The sequence below is a fragment of the Rhizobium sp. M10 genome (assembly GCF_002531955.1).
In the GTDB taxonomy this organism is placed as follows: Bacteria; Pseudomonadota; Alphaproteobacteria; order Rhizobiales; family Rhizobiaceae; genus Rhizobium; species Rhizobium etli_C.
In genome coordinates this window covers 137,480-158,047 of the sequence record NZ_NWTA01000017.1, presented here as the reverse complement: position 1 = coordinate 158,047, position 20,568 = coordinate 137,480, and the positions used below count along the sequence as shown (strand labels likewise).

The window sequence follows — 20,568 nt, the reverse complement described above, 5'->3', positions numbered from 1 at the left end:
CTTTGCGCCCTTCAATTTCGGTTAAGGTATTACGTATAAGGTTATACCTCATACGGAGTTCAAAAGGTTTGCTCGGGCGGAGGGGAAATAATGTGGAGGATTCGGAAATTTGGCGTGGCGATACGTTTGTCTATCGCATTCGGGTTGCTGTTGTGCGCAATGGGAGTTCTGTCTCTTTCGTCAATCAGCCAGGTCGACGAGATCAACGGGAAGCTCAGCCTCATAAATGGCAGTAATAGCCAAAAATTTCGGAATGGCATCGATATGCTGGGCTCGGTCCGCGATCGAGCGGTAGCATTGCGCGACATCGTTTTGACTGACTCGAATACGGATCAAGCCACGACAATCGTGATGATGAGAAAGCTACAGGCATCCTACGCTTCCAACTTCGCGGAGTTGCAAAAGGCCGTTAATTCCGACGTCGCCAGCACCCCCGCAGAGCGTCGCCTCGCTGAGGGTCTGACGGCTTTTCAGAATGACGCCGAGCCTTTGATTGCCGACGTCACCAAGTTGACGCTCGACGGAAAAAGAGACGAGGCAAAGCCGCTGCTCTTAAATGAACTGAGACCCAAGTTGACGGCATGGATTGGTGCTCTGAACAAGTTGATCGATTACGAGCAAGCTCTAAACCAAGGCGTTGGTGGCAAAGTTAAAGCAGCTTCTGATGAATTTAAATTTCTGACGCTAGCTGCGCTCGGCATAGCTGCCTTGTTCGGAGTAACCGCGGCATCGCTCACTATCCGCTCCATCATCGTGCCTCTGGCGAAACTACAGCAGTCAGTCCTGCAAATGATCGCCGGCGACATGGAAATTGACCAAATACTCGAGCGACGGAAGGATGAAATCGGTCAGCTCGCGCGGCAGATATCCGGCCTTAAGAATCATCTTTCAGAAAAAGCGGAGCGCGATGCGGTCGCCGAGCATCATCGACAGGAGGCCGAGCGGCAGCGTTTGGAGAACGAAGGAGAGGACCGCCAGCGGGCTGCCGAACAGACCAGTTCCGCCGTCGAGCAAGTTGCCGATGCACTGAGGCAGTTATCGAAAGGTAACCTTCACATTCAGCTTGATCGGCCGTTCACGGGAGCTCTTGAGCCGCTCAGATTGGACTTCAATTCAGCGATTAGCCAGCTTCGCGATGCAATGTCCGAAGTAAACGACAATGCGCAGGCGATTGCTGCGGGGGCTGAAGAAATCCGTACTTCCTCGAACGAACTCGCGGTGAGAACGGAGCAGCAAGCTGTAGTCGTCGAGCAAACGGCCTCTGTCCTCGCAGACATGACAAGGCAGGTGGTGGACGCCAGCCATAAAGCTCACGCAGCAGGGATCCTCGTCGGCGAGACCAAGGAACATGCCGAGAGGTCAGGCACCATAATGCGCGAGACTGTTGAGGCCATGACAAACATTCGGTCTTCTTCGGTCGAAATAGGCAATATTATCGGTGTCATCGATGAAATCGCATCTCAGACAAACCTATTGGCTTTGAACGCAGGCATTGAGGCGGCTCGGGCCGGGGAAACTGGCCGAGGGTTCGCGGTAGTAGCACAGGAGGTCAGAGACCTGGCGCAAAGGTCTGCGGCGGCGGCGAAAGAAATCAAGACTCTGATCAAAATATCCAACCTGCATATCAATGATGGGGTCCAGCGCGTGCAACAGGCGGGCAACGCTTTGGGCCAAATCGTTGTTCAGGTGCAGAGCGTCAATCAGAACGTCGACGCCATTGCTCAGGTTTCTCGCGTTCAAGCCGACGGGCTCAAGGAAATCAATTTCTCAGTCGGTAAGATCGAATCAGCGACACAGCAGAACACAGCTATGGTGGAAGAGTCGACTGCTGCCGTGAACAATCTCGCGAAGGAGACCGCATCGCTTTTCGAAATGCTGTCCAGGTTCCAAATTGCCGATGGGCCTGCAAAGACGAACCGCGCAGCGGAGCCAACGCTTCATTTAGCGGTGGCATAGCGGAGCCGATGCAAAGCAGGACTTTCAAGTCCAGTGTGACGTCCCTCCCCCCAGAGGGACTAGCATCTGCCGAGGACCGGAACCTGACGACGCAGCAATCTACGGAGGGAGATTGGCGCCGCTGGAAACTCAGAGGGCCGCTGACCTGCGGTAAGCGGCCGGAATTTTTGAGACGCCTTTTTATTAACCGGAAGGTCAAGAAGGCGGCCCGGCGTTTTAAGCCGGCAAGGCACGTTCTCGGCTTAAGACGCGCCAGGTTCGCCGCTCTCGAAGGACTAGGGACGGAATAGTGCGATATCGAACCGGCACAAGCATTCGGTCGCCGTTTTTGGGAGTCGAGTTGCGACGGCGCGATGAATAGGATGCGGCTTGCCCTGGTCGCCAAACAGGACTCGTCGGCTCCAAGATCTCCTGACATTTGTGCACACAAGGCAGTGGAACCTCGATGTGGTCGAGGGCAATTCTCGGCGATCTCGATTCAGTGGCCGATCGATGCCTTGACGGAGGCCGTACTCGTTGCCCTTCAAGACTCCACCAGCCGGCAGAAAAAGCACTTGCCATATTGGGTATGACATCATACCTTATACCTACGCGCAGAGGAGCACAGTGCGCGGAATTCGTGGGAACGCACTTTAGAGAACACTCCGGAACCTTGACCGGCTTTTCCGGCAGGAGCAGTGCGCCCGCGCGAGCGTGGGAGGACAGGTTTTGAGAAATACCCGACAGCGTTGCACCCGCACGCAAACGATCAGGCCTTACCGAATGGGGAGGCCACTATGACTGTTCACGGAGTCATCGAAGATGTTGCAAGGACCTCGAGCCTGGCAGCAATGGCACGCAAGATTGAACATGCCTTGGTAAGGTGCCTGGAGATACCGGTAGCACTTCTGGTGCTTTGCGAAATTCTTCTGCTGTTTTCGGCCGTCGTCGCTCGGTACGTATTCCACATCCCGCTGGTTTGGTCGGACGAACTGGCGTCAATCTTGTTCCTCTGGCTTGCTATGCTTGGCTCGGCCGTCGCTTTTCAGCGGCAGGAACACATGCGCATGACGGCGGTGGTCACCGCATTGAAGGGCGATACACGCCGCTTCGTTGAACTGGTTTCGGTCGCCGCGGCACTTGCCTTTCTCGTACTGATCCTGCCCGCATCTCTGGAATATGCCACCGAAGAGTCCTACGTCTGGACGCCCGCGATGAATATTCAGAACTCATGGCGCGCCTCGGCGTTGCCGACGAGCTTCGCTTTGATGCTTGTTTTCGCGGTGTTGCGGCTTCTGCAGAGCTCGAATCTCCGTCTCGCGCTCGGTGCGATTGCTGCCGTGGCAGCGGTCTTCTGCTTGTTTTGGGCGCTGAAGCCGGTCTTCGTCGGTCTCGGAAACCTCAATCTTCTCGTCTTCTTCGTCGGCGGCGTCGCGGCGTGTGTTTTCGGCGGCGTGCCGATCGCCTTTTCATTCGCGATCGCTACATTCGGCTACCTTACATTGACCACCAGAACGCCGCCTCTGATCATTGTCGGCAGGATCGATGAAGGTGTCAGCCATCTGATCCTTCTTGCGATCCCTCTGTTTGTGTTTCTCGGCCAACTTATCCAGATGACGGGCATGGCGCGGGCGATGGTTGCGTTCCTCGCCAGCCTTCTTGGCCATGTGCGCGGCGGGCTTCACTACGTGCTGGTGGCTGCGATGTATCTTGTATCTGGGATTTCAGGATCGAAGGCCGCCGACATGGCCGCCGTCGCGCCCGTGTTGTTTCCGGAGATGAAGGAGCGCGGCGCAGACGAAGGCGATCTTGTCGCACTTCTCTCCGCGACGGGCGCCCAGACTGAGACAATCCCGCCTAGCATCGTCTTAATTACAGTGGGATCCGCAACCGGGGTATCGATCGCCGCGCTGTTCACCGGCGGTCTTCTCCCCGGCCTTATTCTGGCGGTAACCCTTTGCTTCTTGGTCCGCTGGCGCTGCCGCAACGATGACCCCAGCCACGTCAAGAGGGCAAGTCGACGGCAGATCGGCAAGCTGCTTCTCGCTGCACTGCCAGCCCTTGCACTTCCGTTCGTTATCCGCTCAGCCGTAATCGAAGGTGTCGCCACGGCGACAGAAGTTTCGACAATCGGCATTGCTTACTCGGTTGTGGCGGGTCTGGTGTTCTATCGCCAGTTTGACTGGCGCCGGCTCAAGCCGATGCTTGTCGAGACGGCGAGCCTGTCCGGGTCTATCCTTCTGATTATCGGCGCGGCCACAGCGATGGCTTGGGGCCTGACGCAGTCGGGCTTCTCGACGGCCCTGGCTCAAAATCTCTCAACGCTTCCGGGCGGTGCGGTCACCTTCATGATCGTCTCGATCATCATATTCATCATCCTCGGCAGTGTGCTCGAGGGGATACCCGCAATCGTACTGTTCGCACCGCTGCTGTTCCCGGTTGCTCAGCAGTTGGGCATCCATCAGGTGCACTACGCCATGGTTGTCGTGTTGGCGATGGGTATCGGCCTCTTCGCTCCACCTTTCGGTGTTGGCTATTACGCTGCCTGTGCAATCACCCGAGTCAGCCCCGACGCCGGCATGAAACCGATCGTCGGCTACATCGTCGCCATGGCCATTGGTCTTGCAGTGGTTGCCGCGGTTCCGTGGCTCTCGATCGGCTTCCTGTAGTCCGACCTCGACCAACCAAAATTCACAGAGCTTATTTGGAGGAGAACGAAATGGTAAATCTGACAAGACGCGCATTCACGATGACGACGACGCTTGGTCTCAGCGCCACGGCGCTCGGATTTTCGATGAAGCGAGCGGCCGCAGCCGAGTATTCCCTGAAGTTCGCGTTCAATCTGGCCGAAACCCATCCGATCACCACGCGCGCAAGGGAGGCGGCAGCACGCATCCAACACGAGACAAACGGGCGGGTGGAACTGCAGGTCTACCCGAACAACCAGCTTGGTAGCGACACTGATATGCTGTCGCAGGTGAGAGCAGGCGGCATCGATCTGTTCCTGAACTCTGGTATCAATGTACTGTCCACGATGGTTCCGGCGGCCTCGATATATGGTCTCGGTTTCATTTTCCCGGACTATGATACGGTTTGGAAAACGATGGACGGCGAACTCGGAGTCGCTCTGCATAAGCTCATCGAAAAGGTCAATCTTCTCCCGATGGAAAAGATGTGGGACAACGGGTTCCGGCACATCACCACCAGCACGCATCCAGTCAACTCGCCCGCGGATCTCGCCGGTATGAAAATCCGCGTTCCAGTCGGAGCGCTGTGGACTTCTATGTTCCAGACGTTTGGGGCAGCGCCGGCGTCCATCAATTTCAATGAACTCTATTCTGCGCTTCAGACGAAGGTCGTCGACGGACAGGAAAATTCGCTGGCCAACATCAAGACCGCAAATATTGTCGAGGTTCAGAAATTCTGCGCGTTAACCCGGCACATGTGGGACGCGTTCTTCTGCGTTGCCAATAAGCGCAACTGGGAAGGCCTGCCGGCGGATGTGCAGGAGGTCGTGAGCCGCAACATCAATCAAGCCGCGCTCGATGAGCGCCAAGATATGGCCAAGTTGTCGGAGTCCCTCAAAGACGTCCTGGCCAAACAGGGTCTAGTATTCAATCAACCCGACACCGAGGCGTTCAGGCAGAAACTTCGCGACGGCGGCTTCTATACCAGCTGGCGCGACAAATATGGCGAGGAATTGTGGGCGGTTCTCGAAAAGACGGTCGGAAAGCTCACCTAGCCCCTAAGACGGCAAATGTTCTCCCAGAGGCCGGTTGTCCGGCTGACTTCCGGGTCTCGTGAGGAACATCACGGGACCCGGCTTTTTTCGTGACTTTGTGGCAATCGCGTGCAGCGGGTGGCGCCGGCGGATCATGCTCGGGCGCCTTGAACCAATACGGACCTACGCCCGTTATTCCGTCCCATGTATCAATGAAAATTCCTGCTCTTCACCTTCAGCGTATCGATATGAAGGTCAGGCACGAATATGTCGCGCGGGCTTACAACCGGCTTCGGCTTATCCCGTGGATCTGGACCACCACCATGGGCAAACTCATCACCCCGCCCCGTCGGCAGTTTGAACTCTTGATCACGATCTGCAAGGCCCACCAGGTCGCCAGACAGGTCGAACAGCTGCTGGGCAACAAGATGGACGACCTCACCTTCCCTCTGGATCCGGCCATTGATTGCCATCATCGAGGATCCGAGGACGACCCGGCGGCGTTTTTCAAAGAGTGTCGGCCAGACGACGAGGTTGGCCGGCCCGGTCTCGTCTTCGATGGTGATAAACATGACACCCTTGGCCGATCCCGGCTTTTGCCGCACCAGGACAAGCCCAGCGGTGTAGACCCATCGTCCATCTCGCGAATTCATCGCCTCGGCACAGGTTATGATATTGCGCGCCGAGAGATCATTGCGCAGGAAGGCGATCGGATGCTGCCGTAGTGTCAGCCCGGTATGGCTATAATCTTCGATGACGTTATGGCCGTCCGTCATCTGTCGAAGCGCGACCTCCGGCTCCTGCTGCTCGGCGATCGCAGCCATTTCCCGGTCGGCCGCGGCTGCAAACAAGGGCAGCGGTTCGTCGCGCAGCGCCTTGATCGCCCAGAGCGCATCCCGTCGCTCAAGCTTCAGCGACGGCAGAAACGCATCCGCCTTGGCAAGCTGGACAAGCGCCTCCGTCGGCACGCTGGACCGGCGCCACATGTCATCGACGGATAAGAAAGGACTATTCATGCGTGCCGTCACGATCCGCGCTGCGTCAGCGACAGCCAGTCCCTTCACCTGCCGAAATCCAAGCCGGACAGCATGCCGATCGGTGCTACCGATCTTTTCCAGCGTGCAGTCCCAGCGCGAGCGGTTGACGCACACAGGTCGCACCTCGACGCCATGCTTGATCGCATCACCGACGATCTGGGCTGGAGCATAAAAACCCATCGGCTGACTGTTGAGAAGGGCGGCACAAAAGACATCCGGATAATGGCATTTGATGTAGTTCGATGCATAGGCGATCAGCGCGAAAGATGCTGCGTGACTTTCAGGAAAGCCGTAGGAGCCAAAACCTTCGAGCTGGGAGAAGGTCTTTTCGGCGAACTCGGGTGAGTAGCCGTTCTTGACCATGCCGGAGACGAGTTTTTCCTTGAAGCGTGAGACCCCTCCGGTGAACTTGAAGGTCGCCATCGACTTGCGCAGCTGGTCGGCCTCGCCACCAGTAAAACCGGCGCAGACCATCGCCACCCGCATGGCGCTCTCCTGGAACAATGGCACGCCGAGCGTCTTGCCAAGCACCGCCTCAAGTTCCGGCGTCGGATATTCGACCGGTTCCTTCCCCTCACGCCTCCGCAGATAGGGATGCACCATGTCGCCTTGGATCGGTCCGGGCCGGACGATCGCAACCTGCACGACGAGATCGTAAAAGGTACGGGGTTTTAGACGCGGGAGCATTGCCATCTGCGCGCGGCTTTCGATCTGAAAGGTGCCGAGCGTGTCTGCTCTGCGGATCATCGCATAAGTGGCCGGATCCTCCTGCGGGATTTTCGCCAGATCGAGATCATCGTCCTTATGATCGCGGATGAGATCGAACGCTTTCGCCATACAAGTCAGCATGCCGAGCGCCAGCACATCGACCTTCATGAACTTCAGCGCTTCAACATCGTCCTTGTCCCATTCGATGATCTGCCGGTCCTTCATCGTCGCCGGCTCGATCGGCACCAGATCATCGAGCCGATCGTGGGTGAGGACAAAACCGCCCGGATGCTGTCCGAGATGGCGCGGCGCGCAAATCAGTTGCTGCGCCAGTTTCAGGGTCAGCACAAGACGGCGATCGTCGGGATTGAGATTGAGTTCGCGGACGTTGCGATCACAAACCTCCTCCGACCAGGACCACATGCCCGACGACAAGGCCTTGATCACGTCCTCCGGCAGGCCGAGCGCCTTGCCGACATCGCGGATCGCGCCGCGGGCGCGGTAGCGGGTGACGGTCGCACAGAGTGCTGCCTTTTCTCGGCTGTAGGTCTGATAGATCCATTGAATGACCTCCTCGCGCCGCTCGTGCTCGAAGTCGACATCGATATCCGGCGGCTCGTCGCGTTCCTGGCTGACAAAACGTTCGAACAGAAGATCGTTGGTCGAGGGGTCAATGCTGGTGATGCCAAGAATATAGCAGACGGCACTATTGGCCGCAGAACCCCTGCCCTGGCAGAGAATGCCTTGGGAGCGCGCATAGCGCACGATCGAGAAGACGGTGAGAAAATAGGGCGCGTATTTCATGGTACGGATGAGATCAAGCTCGTGCCGCACGACCTTCAACACATCGGGCGGTAGTCCCTCAGGATAGCAATCGGGCACGCATTGCCAGACATAATGCTCCAGCGAAGCCTGGGCGTCCTTGCCCGGCACGATCGCCTCCTCCGGATATTGATAGGTGAGTTCCTCGAGGGAGAATTTGCAGCGGTGGACGATCTCCATTGTCCGTGCGAGCGCCTCCCGGTAGCGCGGAAACAGCCGCTCCATTTCTTCCGGCGGCTTCAGGTATCGATCGGCATGGCGCTCGCGCTCGAAACCGACGTCGTCGATTGTCGTGTGGGTGCGGATGCAGGTCACGATGTCCTGCAACTGCCGACGGCCCGGCTCATGGAAGAGGACATCATTGGTGACGACCGTCTTCACCTTGAAGCGCGCCGCCAGATTGGAGATCTCATGCAGCCGCAGCTGGTCGTTCTGCCGACGCCGCAGACAAAGCGAGACATAAGCGCGATCGCCAAACACCTCGGCCATCTTGCGCAGCTGCACCGCGCAGGCGTCATCCGGCAGATCCGGCACCAGGATGCCGATCATGCCTTCGGCATAGGCGACAACGTCGTCCCAGTGCAGGACACAGTTGTTCTTGCCGCCGCGCGACTTGCCGAGCGTAATCAGCCGCGTGAGCCTGGAGTAGGTAGCGCGATCTGTCGGGTAGACCAGCATGGACATGCCATCGGCCAGATCGAGCCGGCAACCGATAACGAGGCGTAATCCCGTGGCGCGGGATGCTTCAAGCGCCCGCACAATCCCGGCCAGCGAATTGCGGTCGACAACGCCGAGGGCTTCGATGCCGAGAGCCTTGGCAGTTTCGAAGAGTTCCTGCGCCGAGCTTGCTCCGCGTAGGAAGGAAAAATGGGTCGTGACCTGCAGCTCGGCATAGCTCATGCGAAGATCCCGTGCATGAACCAGCGATGGCTTCCGGTTTCGGGATCGATGCCGTCACCGGAGCGAAACACCCAGAGACGCTCGCCGGCCTCGTCCTCGATGACGAAGTAATCGCGCACCGCCTCCATCTCGGCATCGCGCTGCCACCACTCGCCAAAAATCCGCTCAGGGCCATCGGCCCGCTTGACCTTGCGGCGCTTGCCACGCCAGGTGATCGAGACCGGCGGGCGGTCCGGCAGCAAGGCGATGGCCTCGATCAGTTCCGGACGCGCCAGCAACCGGACCGGCCGGCGCCAATGGCTGACCCAGGCAATGCCCATCGGCTCAGCGACGGGGCTGATCCGCTGGACGGAACGTTCGGGTACATCGGAGGCAACGGGCGCCACCCGATAAACACGCTGGCCACGGTTGCCGTAGATATCGATCAGCGGTGTGACGTCCTTTACATCGTCCTCGACCAGTGACGAGGATTTCTGGCGCTCCTCCAGCGGCTCGGTCATCACAGCGACCAGGGTGAGCTTCTCGATCCCGAAGCCGGGCTCGATCCTTTCCGTCCGATCTCGAAACAGCTTCGTCAGCCAGGCAACATCGCGCACCGGCTTCACCGTGCCGGCGCGGATCGCCTGCCGCGTTCCGTCGACCTTCTCGACGATCAGATCTGCGCGGCGAACGCCAAGGCCGCGCTTTTGCAGTTCCTCCATCAGTTGCACGACCAGGCGGCCGACATATTTGTTGATCGTTTCGGCAGCACCGATCGCTTCGGCAAAGGCGCGGCTGACCCCGACGAGCTCGGCGGTGCGGATCGGATCGATCGGTTCGGACAAGCGGCCGAACATCTGGTCCAGCCGCCGGCCGATCTCCGGACCGAAACGAAGCGTCAGTGGCGCGCGCGGCGTGTGGGCCAGCTCGCCGATCGTCCGGAAGCCGAGCATGCGAAGGTCGCTGGCGACCGTCCCCGGAAGGCGCAGCAGCGATATCGGCAGTTTCTCGACGGCGCGCACGGTCTCACCGATCGGGACGATGATCGTCTCACGGCTGATGGCACGCGCGCAGGCATGAGCAGCACCCCAGGTGTCGGCGACAGCAACGCGGGGCGTGAGCTTTCTGGCCAGGAACTGGTTGGCGATCTTCGTCACCATCGGCAGTTCGCCGCCTTGCAGGTGATCGGCGCCTTCGGTATCCATGACAATGCCATCGATCCCATCGACCGCGACGATCGGCGAATAGAGCGTCAGCGCCCAAAGGGTAATGCGTTCGAGTGCTGCGGCATCCTTTACAGGATCCGCATCGACCAGCATCAGGCCGCGGAACAGCGCCTGTGCTTTCGCCGCCGGCATGCCGACATGCACACCGGCTTTTCGGGCGGCGGCGTCGGCCGCCGATACCCAGCGTTTCGAGCCGCTCCTGGCGATCACGGCGATCGCCTGTTCAGGCGGAATGGATGGATCGGCGCGACGAATACGATCCGTCGGCAGATCCGGAAGATAGATCGAGACGACCCTTGTCATCGCACGCCCTCACGAGAAACTCAGCACATTCACCCGCTTTCACGCGCATCAGTTCCAGCAACCATTGGGCCCTCCCCACACCCGGCACTGGCAATTCCTCCGACGGCATGACGCTGACCCGCCACCTTGTGGTCGACGCCGTCGGCTGCCCGAAATCATTCGCCTCCGTCTGCCTGCGCCAGCGCCGGACCGCGAGCGCCATTGTCCCCGTCCGCTCGGCCGCCAGCTGCAGCCGGCGCGAGCTGACCATCGGCAGGCGAACGAGTTCACCGACGACGGCGCCGAGCCCACCGAAGGAAAGCCCCTCCTCCATATTGGCAAGCACGTCCTCTTCCTTGTCGGACTCGACGAAGATCACCCGGTCGGCATGCAGGCCGACCTCAGCAAGTGCCGGAAAGAAGAGATCGGGACGCGTCAGGCACCAGACGATCGGGCCTGTTGTCCGCGCTGCGATCCCCGCTGCACACAGGGCTGCCGCCGCGCCATCCACCGTGCCCGACCCGCCGCCGGCGAATTCGTGCAGGGCGCCATAGGCAAGGCCACCGCCGGGCAGGACCGCATCGATCTCCGGCACCCCAAAGGACAGACAGCCAACCTTTCTGGCTGACACGCCCTCCAGCGAAGCGATGCGCTCGCGCAGATCGGAAATCACCCGTTCGCGGGCAGCAGTCATCGTTCACGGCTCCCTTCAAGGTCGTGTTGGCGGCCGACATCATGTCGATCAAAATGCGGATGTTCTCTATCTGTTCCAGAACAACGGTAGAGTCAAGCAACCGGAGGGATGGGAATATTATCCTGAACATTAGGAATCAGCAGAATATCGAAAGGAATCAGCCCTATAGCGCCCTGCGGATTTTTTTCCGAGCGGTTGCGAGCGCTAATCCCTTTGTGTGAATTGCGGGGACAAGTCGGCGTCGTCACAGTGTCTTTAAGATTTTTCTGCTGAACTGTCGGCATGACGAAGCCTCCGAGACCAAAACCCCTCCTTCGTGATACCGAGGCTCCGATCCGCTCAAAGCCGCGCAAGAAGCGCGATCCGGCTCAACCACAGTTGCCTTTCGATCCCATGCCAGACCGCGTCGAGCCTGCGCTGGCGCAACTGAAGTCCCGTCCCCCACAGGGAGACGAGTGGAGCTGGGAGCTGAAATGGGACGGCTATCGCCTCGCTGTTCACATCGGGCCTCAAGGGATAAGGATTCTCACCCGCGGCGGCCATGACTGGACGCACCGGTTTCCGGCGATCGTAGAGGCCGCCCGAGCGCTTGGGCCGGCGACGATGATCATCGAGGGCGAGGCCGTGGTTCTTGACCCCGAGGGCCGGCCGGATTTCGGGCTGCTGCAGCAATCGCTCGGCGCATCCGGCAGACAAGCCGGTAACCGGGCCTCTGACGCCATCTTCTACGCCTTCGATCTCATCTATTTCGACGGACACGATCTGCGTGGTGTCGAATACCGTTCGCGCCGGCATCTCCTCGATGATACGTTGAACGGCAAAGTCGGCGCTATCAGGCTGTCGGAAACATTCGACACTGAGCCAGCCGTCCTGCTCGAGCATGTCTGCCGCCTCGGCCTCGAAGGCATCGTCGGCAAGAACCTCGATCGCCCCTATCGTTCCGGCCGAACCGGGGATTGGGTTAAGATCAAATGCATCCAGAGCGAAGCTTTCTTCATCGTCGGCTATGAGAAGTCAGCGGCGTCCCCTGCCGGCTTCGGCTCGTTGGTGCTTGCTGCCTATCGCGGAGCCGATCTCGTCCACGTCGGGAGTGTCGGCACGGGCTTCAGTCAAGCCGAGGTCATCAGGTTGCGGAAGATGTTCGACAAGCTGCGCTGGAAGCGAAAGCGGCCGCCCCTGCCCTATTCCGGAAGTGCCGATATTGTCTGGGTCGAACCGACCCTGATCGCCGAGATCGAGTTTCGTGCCTGGACGACAGACGGCAAACTACGTCATCCATCCTACAAGGGCTTGCGCGAACGGCAGGACAATGCCGACGTCTTCCGGCTCGACTAGCGAAATCAGCGCCATCCGCTAGATTGTCATCCATTCGATCGCGGCGGAGTAGATATCCAGCATGTGCAACCTTTATCGCATGGAAGACAAGGACTGGGTCGCGAAATGGGCCCAGGACGCCGAAAGCCTGATCAACCTGATGCCGGCCTACCAGATGAACCCCGATCAGATGGGGCCGATCGTCCGCAATACGGCCGACGGGAAGAAACAACTGGTCCATGCGCGCTGGGGACTCCCCTCGCCGCGCTTCGCGCTCGAGAAGGCGGCCAAAGCCAAGGCCGAGAAACTTGCGGCCAAGGGCAAGCCATTCGATCTGGAAGAACTGATCCGCATGGAGGCCGACCGCGGCACGACCAACGTGCGCAAGCTCAATTTTCCGCATTGGAAGCGGTGGTTCGGTGTCGAAAACAGATGCCTCGTCCCGGTCACCAGTTTCGCCGAGCCGGATCCGGCGAGCCAGGAGGAAGGCGGCAACGTACCGAATGCCTGGTTTGCCCGTGACGCAACCAAACCGCTGATGTTCTTTGCCGGCATCCATGTACCGCAATGGCAGAGTGTCCGAAAGGTCAGGGACGGCCTGACGACGGACGACCTCTACGGGTTTTTGACCACCGATCCCAACGACCTGGTGAAGCCAATCCATGGAAAAGCGATGCCCGTCCTTTTGCTGACGAAGGAAGAGACGGTCGTCTGGATGCGGGCGCCATGGGAAGAGGCCAAGGAACTGGCCCGCCCCTTACCAAATGACGCGCTGATCATCTCGTCCCGCGAACCGTACGGATCCACGATCGTTTCGAAATCCGGAGAGCTGGTGGAACAGGGCAGTCTGCTTTGACGCCTGAATTCCGGGCTTGTATCGAAAACGAAAAAGCCTGCCGCGGGAGGAGGTGCGGCAGGCTTTTTCAAAGAATTGAACAACGGCTGGGAGGATGAGTGCCGCTGTTCCGTCAGGCTCCCCTGGGAGGAGGAGTGGGTGGCCTGAAACACGAAGCTCTGCGGGAGGAGGTGCATTGCTTCGATGACTCCAACATACCAGAGGCTGCCCCGATCGCGAGCGTTCAGATCGCAGGGCAGCCATGCGCATGTTGCAATGCAATATAAATCCTGTGCTTATTTTTCGACCATTACGGTCAAGACGCGGCTTTCGCTGTTCTGCGAAACATTCCCTATTCCGCTAGAGACCGACGCAAGGTAAATAGCCTTTGTAGGCACCGCCCTGCTGATTCAAACAACAAAGCGCACCAAATCGACCAGCACCGTCTGGAGATGGGATCGCGACTTTGCAATCAGAGGCTCTGCGATGAACGATATCACCGGTCACGCTGTCCGTTTTGGGCGAATTGCTGCCACGCTTCCCGTCAGGGATATGGGCAAGTCCCATGATTTTTATACCAAGATTCTCGGCTTCCAGAAGATTTTCGAGAACGGCAATCCGGTCGGTTTCATGATCCTGAAACGCGATCAGGCTGAATTGCACCTGACGTTGCAGCCGGCCCACAAAGCTGCGGATTTCAATGTTGCGCACCTGATGGTAGATGACATTGATGCTCTGCACGCTATTTGCCAGCGACATGGGGCAAGGATAATCAAAAGCCTTCAGGATAAGGACTACGGCCTGCGAGCATTTGTATTCGAGGACCCTGACGGAAATCGTATCGATGTAGGCCAGGTGATCTAAGGCCGATCCCCGAAGCCGGGCGGATGAATGACGTCTGCCCGGCTTTCGCAGAAATCCTGATTTTTGCTACAGCGGCGGCAAGCGTCGTTTGACGGACGTCCCCTTGATAACGGCGGTGCTGGTGACGGCATGTTCCGAGAGCGCTTCGAGGACGTCGTCCATCTGCTCGATCGTATGGACCACGAGGCGAGCAAGGAAGGGATCATCGCCGGTGATCTTGTCGCATTCAACAAACTCCGGCCGCTCCTGAATGAGCCGTTCGACGAGGTGGAGTTTGCCGGGGAGCGGCCGGATGCGCACCATCGCCCTGATCTGGTAGCCGATGGCGCGCGTGTCCACATCGACGGTGAAGCCTCGGATGACGCCGCCGGCTTCAAGCCGGCGAACACGCTCCGACACGCTGGGTGCGGACATGCCGACAAGGCGGGCAAGCTCGCTCATCGACAAGCGCGCATCGAAATCGAGTGCACCAAGAATCCGGGCGTCCGTCGCGTCCAACGTTGATTTCGCAATTTGAAGGTTCTGAGGGGTTTTTGCCTTCGACATAACAGGAAAACTACAGGAATTGCCCGTGCTACTCCATATAAATCGGATGGATCGCGTTGCATGATGACTCCAACAGGAGAACATCATGCTGCTCGGCATCATCGCTGGCCTCACCACCTGCGCCCTTTGGGGCCTCACCTTCGTCGCCCCGCGCGCCGTCACGCCATTCACGGCCTGGGATTTGACGATTGCCCGCTATTGCATCTTCGGCCTGGCCTGCCTGATGCTCATGGCTGATCGACGGTTCCGGCCCGTCGGCATTGCTCGCCCGAGACTTCTGATCGGCCTGTTGCTCGGCGGCGCAGGATATGTCGGGTATTTCATCAGCGTGGCCTTTGCCGTCCAGCTCGCCGGGGCTGCCGTGCCGCCTGTCATCATCGGCACCATGCCGGTGTTCCTGGCGATCATCGCCAACATCAGGGACCGCTCCGCACCATGGAAAGCTCTCGCGCTGCCCTTGGCACTGATCGCGATCGGCGTGGCGATCGTGAACGCCGCGACGCTCAGCGCGGCCGACGTTGCGGATACAGAGTCAATTTTGCTCGGCGTTCTCGCCAGCTCAGCTGCACTGGCGATCTGGATTGCTTATGGTCTGGCGAATGCGGCTGTCATGCGGTCAGCGACCGCGCCGAACGGTCTGCAATGGACAGGACTGCAAGGCATCGGCGCGGCAATCGGAAGCCTTCTCCTGTTGCCCTTGGCCTCGTTCGACCTCGCAGATACCGCTTCCAGTTCAGAAGCCACTCGCTTTGTCGTATGGGCGCTGGTGATGGGACTGGCCGGCTCCTGGTTCGCGACCTGGTGCTGGGTCGTCGCTTCCCGTCGCTTGCCGCTGGCCCTCGCGGCTCAGCTCATCGTTGCCGAAACGGTGTTTGGCCTGGCCTATGGATTCATGTTCGAGGGCCGGCCCCCATTTCCCGCCGAGGCGATCGGAGCGACCATGCAGGTCGCCGGCGTCTGCTCCGCCATCGCAGTTTTCAGCAAGCCGCGTGCGCCGTCCAGTTTGTCGCAAAAGTCAGCCGCGCAAGTTTGACTTCTGCGACACTCGCTCGCGACTGGCAAGATGCGCTGCGGCCTTCCAAATTCTCTTGGCTTGGAGGCTCCGCCTCGGAGCGGGCATATATGAGGCGCCGGCGCCTCGCACCAGGAGGTGACGTCTTGTTTCTCTTTCGCACCTATCAGCAAGATTAGTCGCGAGCTGAACCGGCCGGCAACAAGTCTCTACCAGCCGTCGCCGCGCTCGATCGCCTCGATGAACTCCTCGAAAGAGCGGCCGAGAACGCGCACTTCATTGAGCCAGTTTCCAGCAAAGACGAAGGGAATGTGAGTCCTCCGCTCAAGTCTGGATCAGATCAGCGCCCGCTCTCCAATGACAACGCAGGGTGCTATCGTATTTCTGACAGCGCTCTCTGCAGCAGTTGCACGAGCACCGCCGACTCCGCCGAGGCCCCAACGCCCATAATAATCGCATGCAATATTATGCGTTATGTGCATGCGAATTGAGCAACAATCCGTTTCACCGCTCCATGTTTGTGCAATGCCCAAGCACTCGCAGAAAGCCGATTGGGTTGCGCCGCTCTGAAAACATTACGCTTCTACAAATCCACCAAACTGGCACGCCCTTTGCATAGTCATAATCGCACGCACTTGATGCATACGATTTAAACAAGCTGAAGGGAACAGAAAATGCGCATCCCATCTCTTATGTCCCGCGACATCAGCCGACGCGGCTTCCTGAAGGCTGGCGCTGCAGGCGTCGCCTTTGCTGCTTCCAATCCATGGTCCAACGCATACGCAGACGATCCGAATGTCCTCAACTACCTTTCTTGGCCCGGCAATGCCGATCCTTATCTGATTGCCGATTTCGAGAAAGAGAACAACGTAAAGGTTCGGATCAAGGAATATGTCGGCGGTGACCAGATGCTCGCCGTCATCAATCAGTCACCTCCCGGCTCATTTGATGTTGTTCTGGCCGATGCAGAATACATGCACTTGCTGCATGCATCTGACTTCATCGAGCCGCTTGATCCAGACGATTATCCAATCAAGGATTTTTGGCCGGAGTTTCAGAAATTCCCGCTGCATTGGTTCGACGGAAAACTCTACGGCGTCATGACCGATTTCGGCTATCTCGGCCTGTCATACAATACCAATACCTTCAAGCCGGAAGAGGTTAGGTCCTACGCGTCCATGTGGAGCGAAAAGGCAAAGGGCAAGGTCGGTTTCTTCGACTGGTATCTGCCATCGATGGGCTCGATCAGCCTCTCCAACGGCAACCTTCCGCCGTTCGATATCTCCGAAGAGAAATTCGAAGCCGTCAAGGAGAAGCTCTTTACCCTGAAGCCCCAGGCCTCTGGCTTCTACACCATCGCCGACATCTTCTCTTCCCTGACCAACGGACAGGCCCAGCTCGTCCCGGGTATCGGCGAATGGATCACGCTTGGCCTGCGGCTCAGCGGCGTCCCGGTCGACACGATTATTCCGGACGAAGGTGGCCTGCAGTGGACGGAGTCGCTTTCCATCGTCAAGGGAACGCCCAAGAAGGACCTTGCCCGCAAGTTCATCCAGTACACCACCTCTCCGCAGGGCCAGGTCAAGATGGCGACAAAGGTCGACAACAAGAAGTCGATCCCGTCAATCGCCGGCTGGAAGCTCCTCAACGAGACGATGCCGAAGGATGCCGAAATCCTTCGCATGAAGCTCGATCAGCCGAACGTCATGGATGAATACAAGGCCAAGAAAATCCAGTTCCGCCAGTTGCCATCGGAACAGTCCATTGAGGACTGGAATGACGTGTGGAGCGAATTCAAGAGCCTCTGATCGGAACGCTTGAGCCTGGAGAACCTGGGATGACAGACATCGATGCATCAATGCTGAAGGCTAGCAAGGGGGCCGGGCGCGGTTCATTCCGTGCCCGCACCGCTGCTTCGCCTGCAACCATGCCTGCCATTCTGGGGCTCCCGGTTCTGCTTTGGCAAATCGTGTTCTTCGCAGCCCCGCTGATCTTCCTGATCGTCGTCACTTTCTGGCGCGTCAGGTCTTTCCGGCTGGAGCCCGACTTCTCGCTGGATAACTGGTCGAGAATATTGTTCTCCACCCCTTTTCAGAGGGCCTTGGTCTACACGGGCGAAGTTGCGGTTACCTGCACTGTTCTGACGCTGGTGATCGCGCTTCCCGCCGCCTACACCATCGCCTTCCGGCTCACCCAGAAAATGCGCGATCTTGCGGTCACATTTCTCATCATACCGGTCTTCTCAAGCTACATGTTGCGCATCTACGCGTGGCAGATTGTTTTGAGCCCCGACGGCGTATTCAACAGCATCGTCAAGTCCGCAGGTTTTACGGGCTTGCCGTTGCTCGGTGGTCAATTCTCGCTTCAGGTTGGCCTGCTGACCCTCACCCTTCCCGTAGCGACCCTGATACTGGTTCTGGCCTTCTCCGGCGTTGATCGCACGCTGGTGGAGGCGTCCGAGAACCTCGGCTGCCGCCGCAGCAAGGTCATTCTGCATGTCCTGCTTCCGTCGATACGCAATGCAATTTTCCTGGCGGGATCGACGGCCTTCCTGATGTCGTTCGGCGATTATATCAGTCCGTTGTTCATGACCGGCAGCAAGCCGCCGACACTCTCCATCCTGATCGTCGATACCGTCAAGTCGGGGTCGCAGTGGCCGCGCGCTTCCGTCATCGGTGTTACCATGCTGGCTATCCTGGCGATTGTATTCCTGGCAGCGGGCTTCCTCGGCCACGACCGCCGAACCCGGAAGGGAGGCCATTGATGTCCCAGCCGCTTATCACCCGCCTGTCGCGCTTTCTGCAATTCGGCCTGATCGGGGCAATTGCTCTCTTTATCGCAACCCCGATGCTGGTCATCGCGGTTTTCTCGTTCGATGCCAATCGCTTTCCGACGATCCCTTGGGGAGGTTTCAGCCTGCAATGGCACCAGGCGGTTCTCGCCGACAGCATGATCCGCGACGCCTTCCTCAACAGCCTGATTGTCGGCTTCGGGACTGCGGTCATCGCCACCGTTCTCGGCTTTGCTGCCGCTTACATCGACTACCGTTACATGTTTCGCGGAAAGAGCTTGTTCGGGCTCCTCGTCGCTATCCCGCCAGCCGTTCCCGTCAGCATCATGGGGATGGCAATGCTGGCATTCCTGTCGCGCATCGGCCTGTTCGGCAGCGTCGAAGCCATCATCGCCTGCCACGTCGCCATCGCCACGTCCTTTGCCATGGCAATTATCCGGCTTCGCCTTGGCGAGTTTTCTCGGGACCTGGAGCCCGCCGCCTGGAACCTCGGCGCGTCACCGTTTGCAACACTCTTCACGGTCGTCCTGCCATTTTGCAAACCGTCTCTGATCGCGTCGTTCTTCCTCTCAGCGGCAGTCTCCTTCGACGAGTTCCTGATCGCCTGGTTCGTCGGCGGCGTCAACGAGACGCTGCCGGTGCGCATCCTCAACCTTCTCCAGGGGCAGGTGAACCCGAAGATCAATGCCATCGGCACTATCGTCCTCATCATCAGCATCGTTCTTGTCCTTGTGGCGCAACGCTTCATAGGCGTTCGTGCAGGCAAGACCGCTTCGTCCAATCCTTGAAAGGCAGAAGACATGTCGAATGCATTCGTGACCTTGGAAAACCTCGACAAACGCTACGCAACCCACCACGCGGTGAAGGCAATCAACCTTGAGATCCAAGGCGGCGAGTTCATCGCCCTGATGGGGCCATCGGGCTGCGGCAAGTCCACGACCCTTCGGCTCCTGGCCGGACTGGACCAGCCGACCGGCGGCGACATCCGGATCGGTGGGCAAAGCATGCGCGGCATCCCGGCGTTCCAGAGGGACACGCCGATGGTCTGGCAGAGCCTGGCTCTGTTTCCGTTTCTCTCCGTTGTTGAGAACGTGGAGTTTCCACTTCGGATGAAGAAAATCGGCAAGCAGGAGCGGCGCAGACGGGCGATGGAATGGCTCGAACGTCTCGGGCTGGGCAGTATGGCTGAGCGCAACATCGCTCAACTGTCCGGCGGGCAGCGCCAGCGCGTGGCAATAGCACGGTCGCTGGTGACACAGCCTTCGATCCTCCTGCTCGATGAGCCACTCAGCGCGCTCGATGCCCATCTCCGGGTCCGGATGCAGACCGAACTCTCCCGCCTCCACAAGGAACTCGGCATCACCTTCGTCTACGTGACACATGCACAGTCGGAAGCCTTCGCTCTGGCTGACCGGATCGTCCTGATGAACGATGGGGCGATACAGCAGATCGGCCGACCACAGGACGTCTACCGCGAACCTGCCAACGCTTTCGTGGCTGAATTCATGGGCATGAACAACATTGTCAGCGGGAAAGTGTCTGGACATGACGAAGGCAAAGTGCGGATCGACGGTCCGCTTGGGACGTTCACGGTGCCGATGAAGACAAATAGTGCCGAGCAGGACAAGGCGAGCTTCGTCATCGCAGCCGATCGCATCAGCCTGTCCTCAACAGGCGGCACGGCGGGAGAAGGCGTGACAGGCAGTGTCATCGGCATCGAATTCGTGGGATCAACCCAGACGATCTTCTTCGACGTGAAAGGCAAGGAATTCCGTGTCCAGAAGCAACAGCACGAGATCGATGCACTCGACCTGACGCCGGGCAAGGAACTGACGTTGAACTGGCAGCCCCAGCATGCCTGGCTTCTGCCAGAAGCGGCATGACAAACATCCAAGGAAGGAG

At 58.8% G+C, this 20,568-nt stretch carries 16 protein-coding genes; 11 read left to right on the top strand and 5 right to left on the bottom strand.

All coding sequences use genetic code 11. The annotated features are described in order from the left end of the window. The first annotated feature begins 114 nt into the window (after window positions 1-114). From CO671_RS23220 to CO671_RS23210, 3 genes are all read left to right on the top strand, one after another. Window positions 115-1,956 carry a methyl-accepting chemotaxis protein gene (locus CO671_RS23220; RefSeq protein ID WP_245425021.1) on the top strand — a complete coding sequence of 614 codons (1,842 nt, stop codon included), beginning with the start codon at window positions 115-117 and terminating at the stop codon, window positions 1,954-1,956. Window positions 1,957-2,786: 830 nt separating this feature from the next. Continuing rightward, window positions 2,787-4,604 (top strand): TRAP transporter large permease subunit, encoded by a 1,818-nt coding sequence (locus CO671_RS23215; protein ID WP_210201919.1) that lies wholly within the window; start codon window positions 2,787-2,789, stop codon window positions 4,602-4,604. 80 nt (window positions 4,605-4,684) lie between these two features. Further along, a complete protein-coding gene (locus CO671_RS23210; protein WP_170965041.1) occupies window positions 4,685-5,677 on the top strand; it encodes a TRAP transporter substrate-binding protein in 993 nt (330 codons plus the stop codon). Window positions 5,678-5,865: 188 nt separating this feature from the next. Here CO671_RS23210 and CO671_RS23205 read toward each other — a convergent pair whose 3' ends face one another. The 4 genes from CO671_RS23205 to CO671_RS23190 form a co-directional block, all read right to left on the bottom strand. Then, window positions 5,866-9,123, bottom strand: coding sequence for an error-prone DNA polymerase (locus CO671_RS23205; protein ID WP_097607889.1), 3,258 nt, complete (start codon window positions 9,121-9,123; stop codon window positions 5,866-5,868). Continuing rightward, entirely contained in the window at window positions 9,120-10,631 is a 1,512-nt protein-coding gene (locus tag CO671_RS23200; protein WP_170965039.1) for a DNA polymerase Y family protein, read from the bottom strand. Before CO671_RS23200 ends, CO671_RS23205 begins: the two co-directional genes overlap by 4 nt. Continuing rightward, a complete protein-coding gene (locus CO671_RS23195) occupies window positions 10,552-11,304 on the bottom strand; it encodes an ImuA family protein (RefSeq protein ID WP_097607888.1) in 753 nt (250 codons plus the stop codon). The genes CO671_RS23200 and CO671_RS23195 overlap by 80 nt, the downstream gene beginning before the upstream one ends. Window positions 11,305-11,396: 92 nt before the next feature. Continuing rightward, a complete protein-coding gene (locus CO671_RS23190) occupies window positions 11,397-11,588 on the bottom strand; it encodes a hypothetical protein (protein WP_097607887.1) in 192 nt (63 codons plus the stop codon). On the opposite strand from CO671_RS23190, the gene ligD reads away from it, so the two are divergent. The 3 genes from ligD (at window position 11,587) to CO671_RS23175 (ending at window position 14,317) form a co-directional block, all read left to right on the top strand. Then, a complete protein-coding gene (ligD, locus tag CO671_RS23185) occupies window positions 11,587-12,639 on the top strand; it encodes a non-homologous end-joining DNA ligase (RefSeq protein WP_097607886.1) in 1,053 nt (350 codons plus the stop codon). The two genes, CO671_RS23190 and ligD, sit on opposite strands and share 2 nt — an antisense overlap. Before the next feature lie 61 nt (window positions 12,640-12,700). Beyond that, window positions 12,701-13,474, top strand: coding sequence for an SOS response-associated peptidase (locus CO671_RS23180; protein ID WP_097607885.1), 774 nt, complete (start codon window positions 12,701-12,703; stop codon window positions 13,472-13,474). 465 nt (window positions 13,475-13,939) lie between these two features. After that, window positions 13,940-14,317, top strand: coding sequence for a VOC family protein (locus CO671_RS23175; RefSeq protein WP_097607884.1), 378 nt, complete (start codon window positions 13,940-13,942; stop codon window positions 14,315-14,317). 66 nt (window positions 14,318-14,383) lie between these two features. Here the strand turns inward: CO671_RS23175 and CO671_RS23170 are convergent, their stop codons facing one another. Beyond that, on the bottom strand, window positions 14,384-14,863 hold the full coding sequence (locus CO671_RS23170; protein WP_097607883.1) for an Lrp/AsnC family transcriptional regulator: 480 nt from the start codon (window positions 14,861-14,863) through the stop codon (window positions 14,384-14,386). Between the two features lie 85 nt (window positions 14,864-14,948). On the opposite strand from CO671_RS23170, the gene CO671_RS23165 reads away from it, so the two are divergent. From CO671_RS23165 to CO671_RS23140, 5 genes are all read left to right on the top strand, one after another. Beyond that, entirely contained in the window at window positions 14,949-15,896 is a 948-nt protein-coding gene (locus tag CO671_RS23165) for a DMT family transporter (RefSeq protein WP_097607882.1), read from the top strand. A 653-nt stretch (window positions 15,897-16,549) separates the two neighbouring features. Then, on the top strand, window positions 16,550-17,683 hold the full coding sequence (locus tag CO671_RS23155) for a spermidine/putrescine ABC transporter substrate-binding protein (RefSeq protein WP_097607881.1): 1,134 nt from the start codon (window positions 16,550-16,552) through the stop codon (window positions 17,681-17,683). A gap of 29 nt (window positions 17,684-17,712) precedes the next feature. Then, the gene (locus CO671_RS23150; RefSeq protein ID WP_097607880.1) at window positions 17,713-18,639 is read left to right on the top strand and encodes an ABC transporter permease; all 927 of its coding nucleotides are present in this window, start codon (window positions 17,713-17,715) and stop codon (window positions 18,637-18,639) included. Further along, window positions 18,639-19,454 carry an ABC transporter permease gene (locus CO671_RS23145; protein ID WP_097607879.1) on the top strand — a complete coding sequence of 272 codons (816 nt, stop codon included), beginning with the start codon at window positions 18,639-18,641 and terminating at the stop codon, window positions 19,452-19,454. The genes CO671_RS23150 and CO671_RS23145 overlap by 1 nt, the downstream gene beginning before the upstream one ends. Window positions 19,455-19,466: 12 nt before the next feature. Further along, the gene (locus CO671_RS23140; protein WP_097607878.1) at window positions 19,467-20,549 is read left to right on the top strand and encodes an ABC transporter ATP-binding protein; all 1,083 of its coding nucleotides are present in this window, start codon (window positions 19,467-19,469) and stop codon (window positions 20,547-20,549) included. The last annotated feature ends 19 nt before the right edge of the window (window positions 20,550-20,568 follow it).

What these genes read in the sequence shown, in the direction of transcription:
- CO671_RS23190 (WP_097607887.1), bottom strand. Translation starts at nt 11,588, where the DNA reads ATGCCGACAGTTCAGCAGAAAAATCTTAAAGACACTGTGACGACGCCG.
- CO671_RS23170 (WP_097607883.1), bottom strand. Translation starts at nt 14,863, where the DNA reads ATGTCGAAGGCAAAAACCCCTCAGAACCTTCAAATTGCGAAATCAACG.
- CO671_RS23205 (WP_097607889.1), bottom strand. Translation starts at nt 9,123, where the DNA reads ATGAGCTATGCCGAGCTGCAGGTCACGACCCATTTTTCCTTCCTACGC.
- CO671_RS23155 (WP_097607881.1), top strand. Translation starts at nt 16,550, where the DNA reads ATGCGCATCCCATCTCTTATGTCCCGCGACATCAGCCGACGCGGCTTC.
- CO671_RS23180 (WP_097607885.1), top strand. Translation starts at nt 12,701, where the DNA reads ATGTGCAACCTTTATCGCATGGAAGACAAGGACTGGGTCGCGAAATGG.
- CO671_RS23210 (WP_170965041.1), top strand. Translation starts at nt 4,685, where the DNA reads ATGACGACGACGCTTGGTCTCAGCGCCACGGCGCTCGGATTTTCGATG.
- CO671_RS23195 (WP_097607888.1), bottom strand. Translation starts at nt 11,304, where the DNA reads ATGACTGCTGCCCGCGAACGGGTGATTTCCGATCTGCGCGAGCGCATC.
- CO671_RS23145 (WP_097607879.1), top strand. Translation starts at nt 18,639, where the DNA reads ATGTCCCAGCCGCTTATCACCCGCCTGTCGCGCTTTCTGCAATTCGGC.
- CO671_RS23165 (WP_097607882.1), top strand. Translation starts at nt 14,949, where the DNA reads ATGCTGCTCGGCATCATCGCTGGCCTCACCACCTGCGCCCTTTGGGGC.
- CO671_RS23175 (WP_097607884.1), top strand. Translation starts at nt 13,940, where the DNA reads ATGAACGATATCACCGGTCACGCTGTCCGTTTTGGGCGAATTGCTGCC.
- CO671_RS23140 (WP_097607878.1), top strand. Translation starts at nt 19,467, where the DNA reads ATGTCGAATGCATTCGTGACCTTGGAAAACCTCGACAAACGCTACGCA.
- CO671_RS23200 (WP_170965039.1), bottom strand. Translation starts at nt 10,631, where the DNA reads ATGACAAGGGTCGTCTCGATCTATCTTCCGGATCTGCCGACGGATCGT.
- CO671_RS23150 (WP_097607880.1), top strand. Translation starts at nt 17,713, where the DNA reads ATGACAGACATCGATGCATCAATGCTGAAGGCTAGCAAGGGGGCCGGG.
- ligD (WP_097607886.1), top strand. Translation starts at nt 11,587, where the DNA reads ATGACGAAGCCTCCGAGACCAAAACCCCTCCTTCGTGATACCGAGGCT.
- CO671_RS23215 (WP_210201919.1), top strand. Translation starts at nt 2,787, where the DNA reads ATGGCACGCAAGATTGAACATGCCTTGGTAAGGTGCCTGGAGATACCG.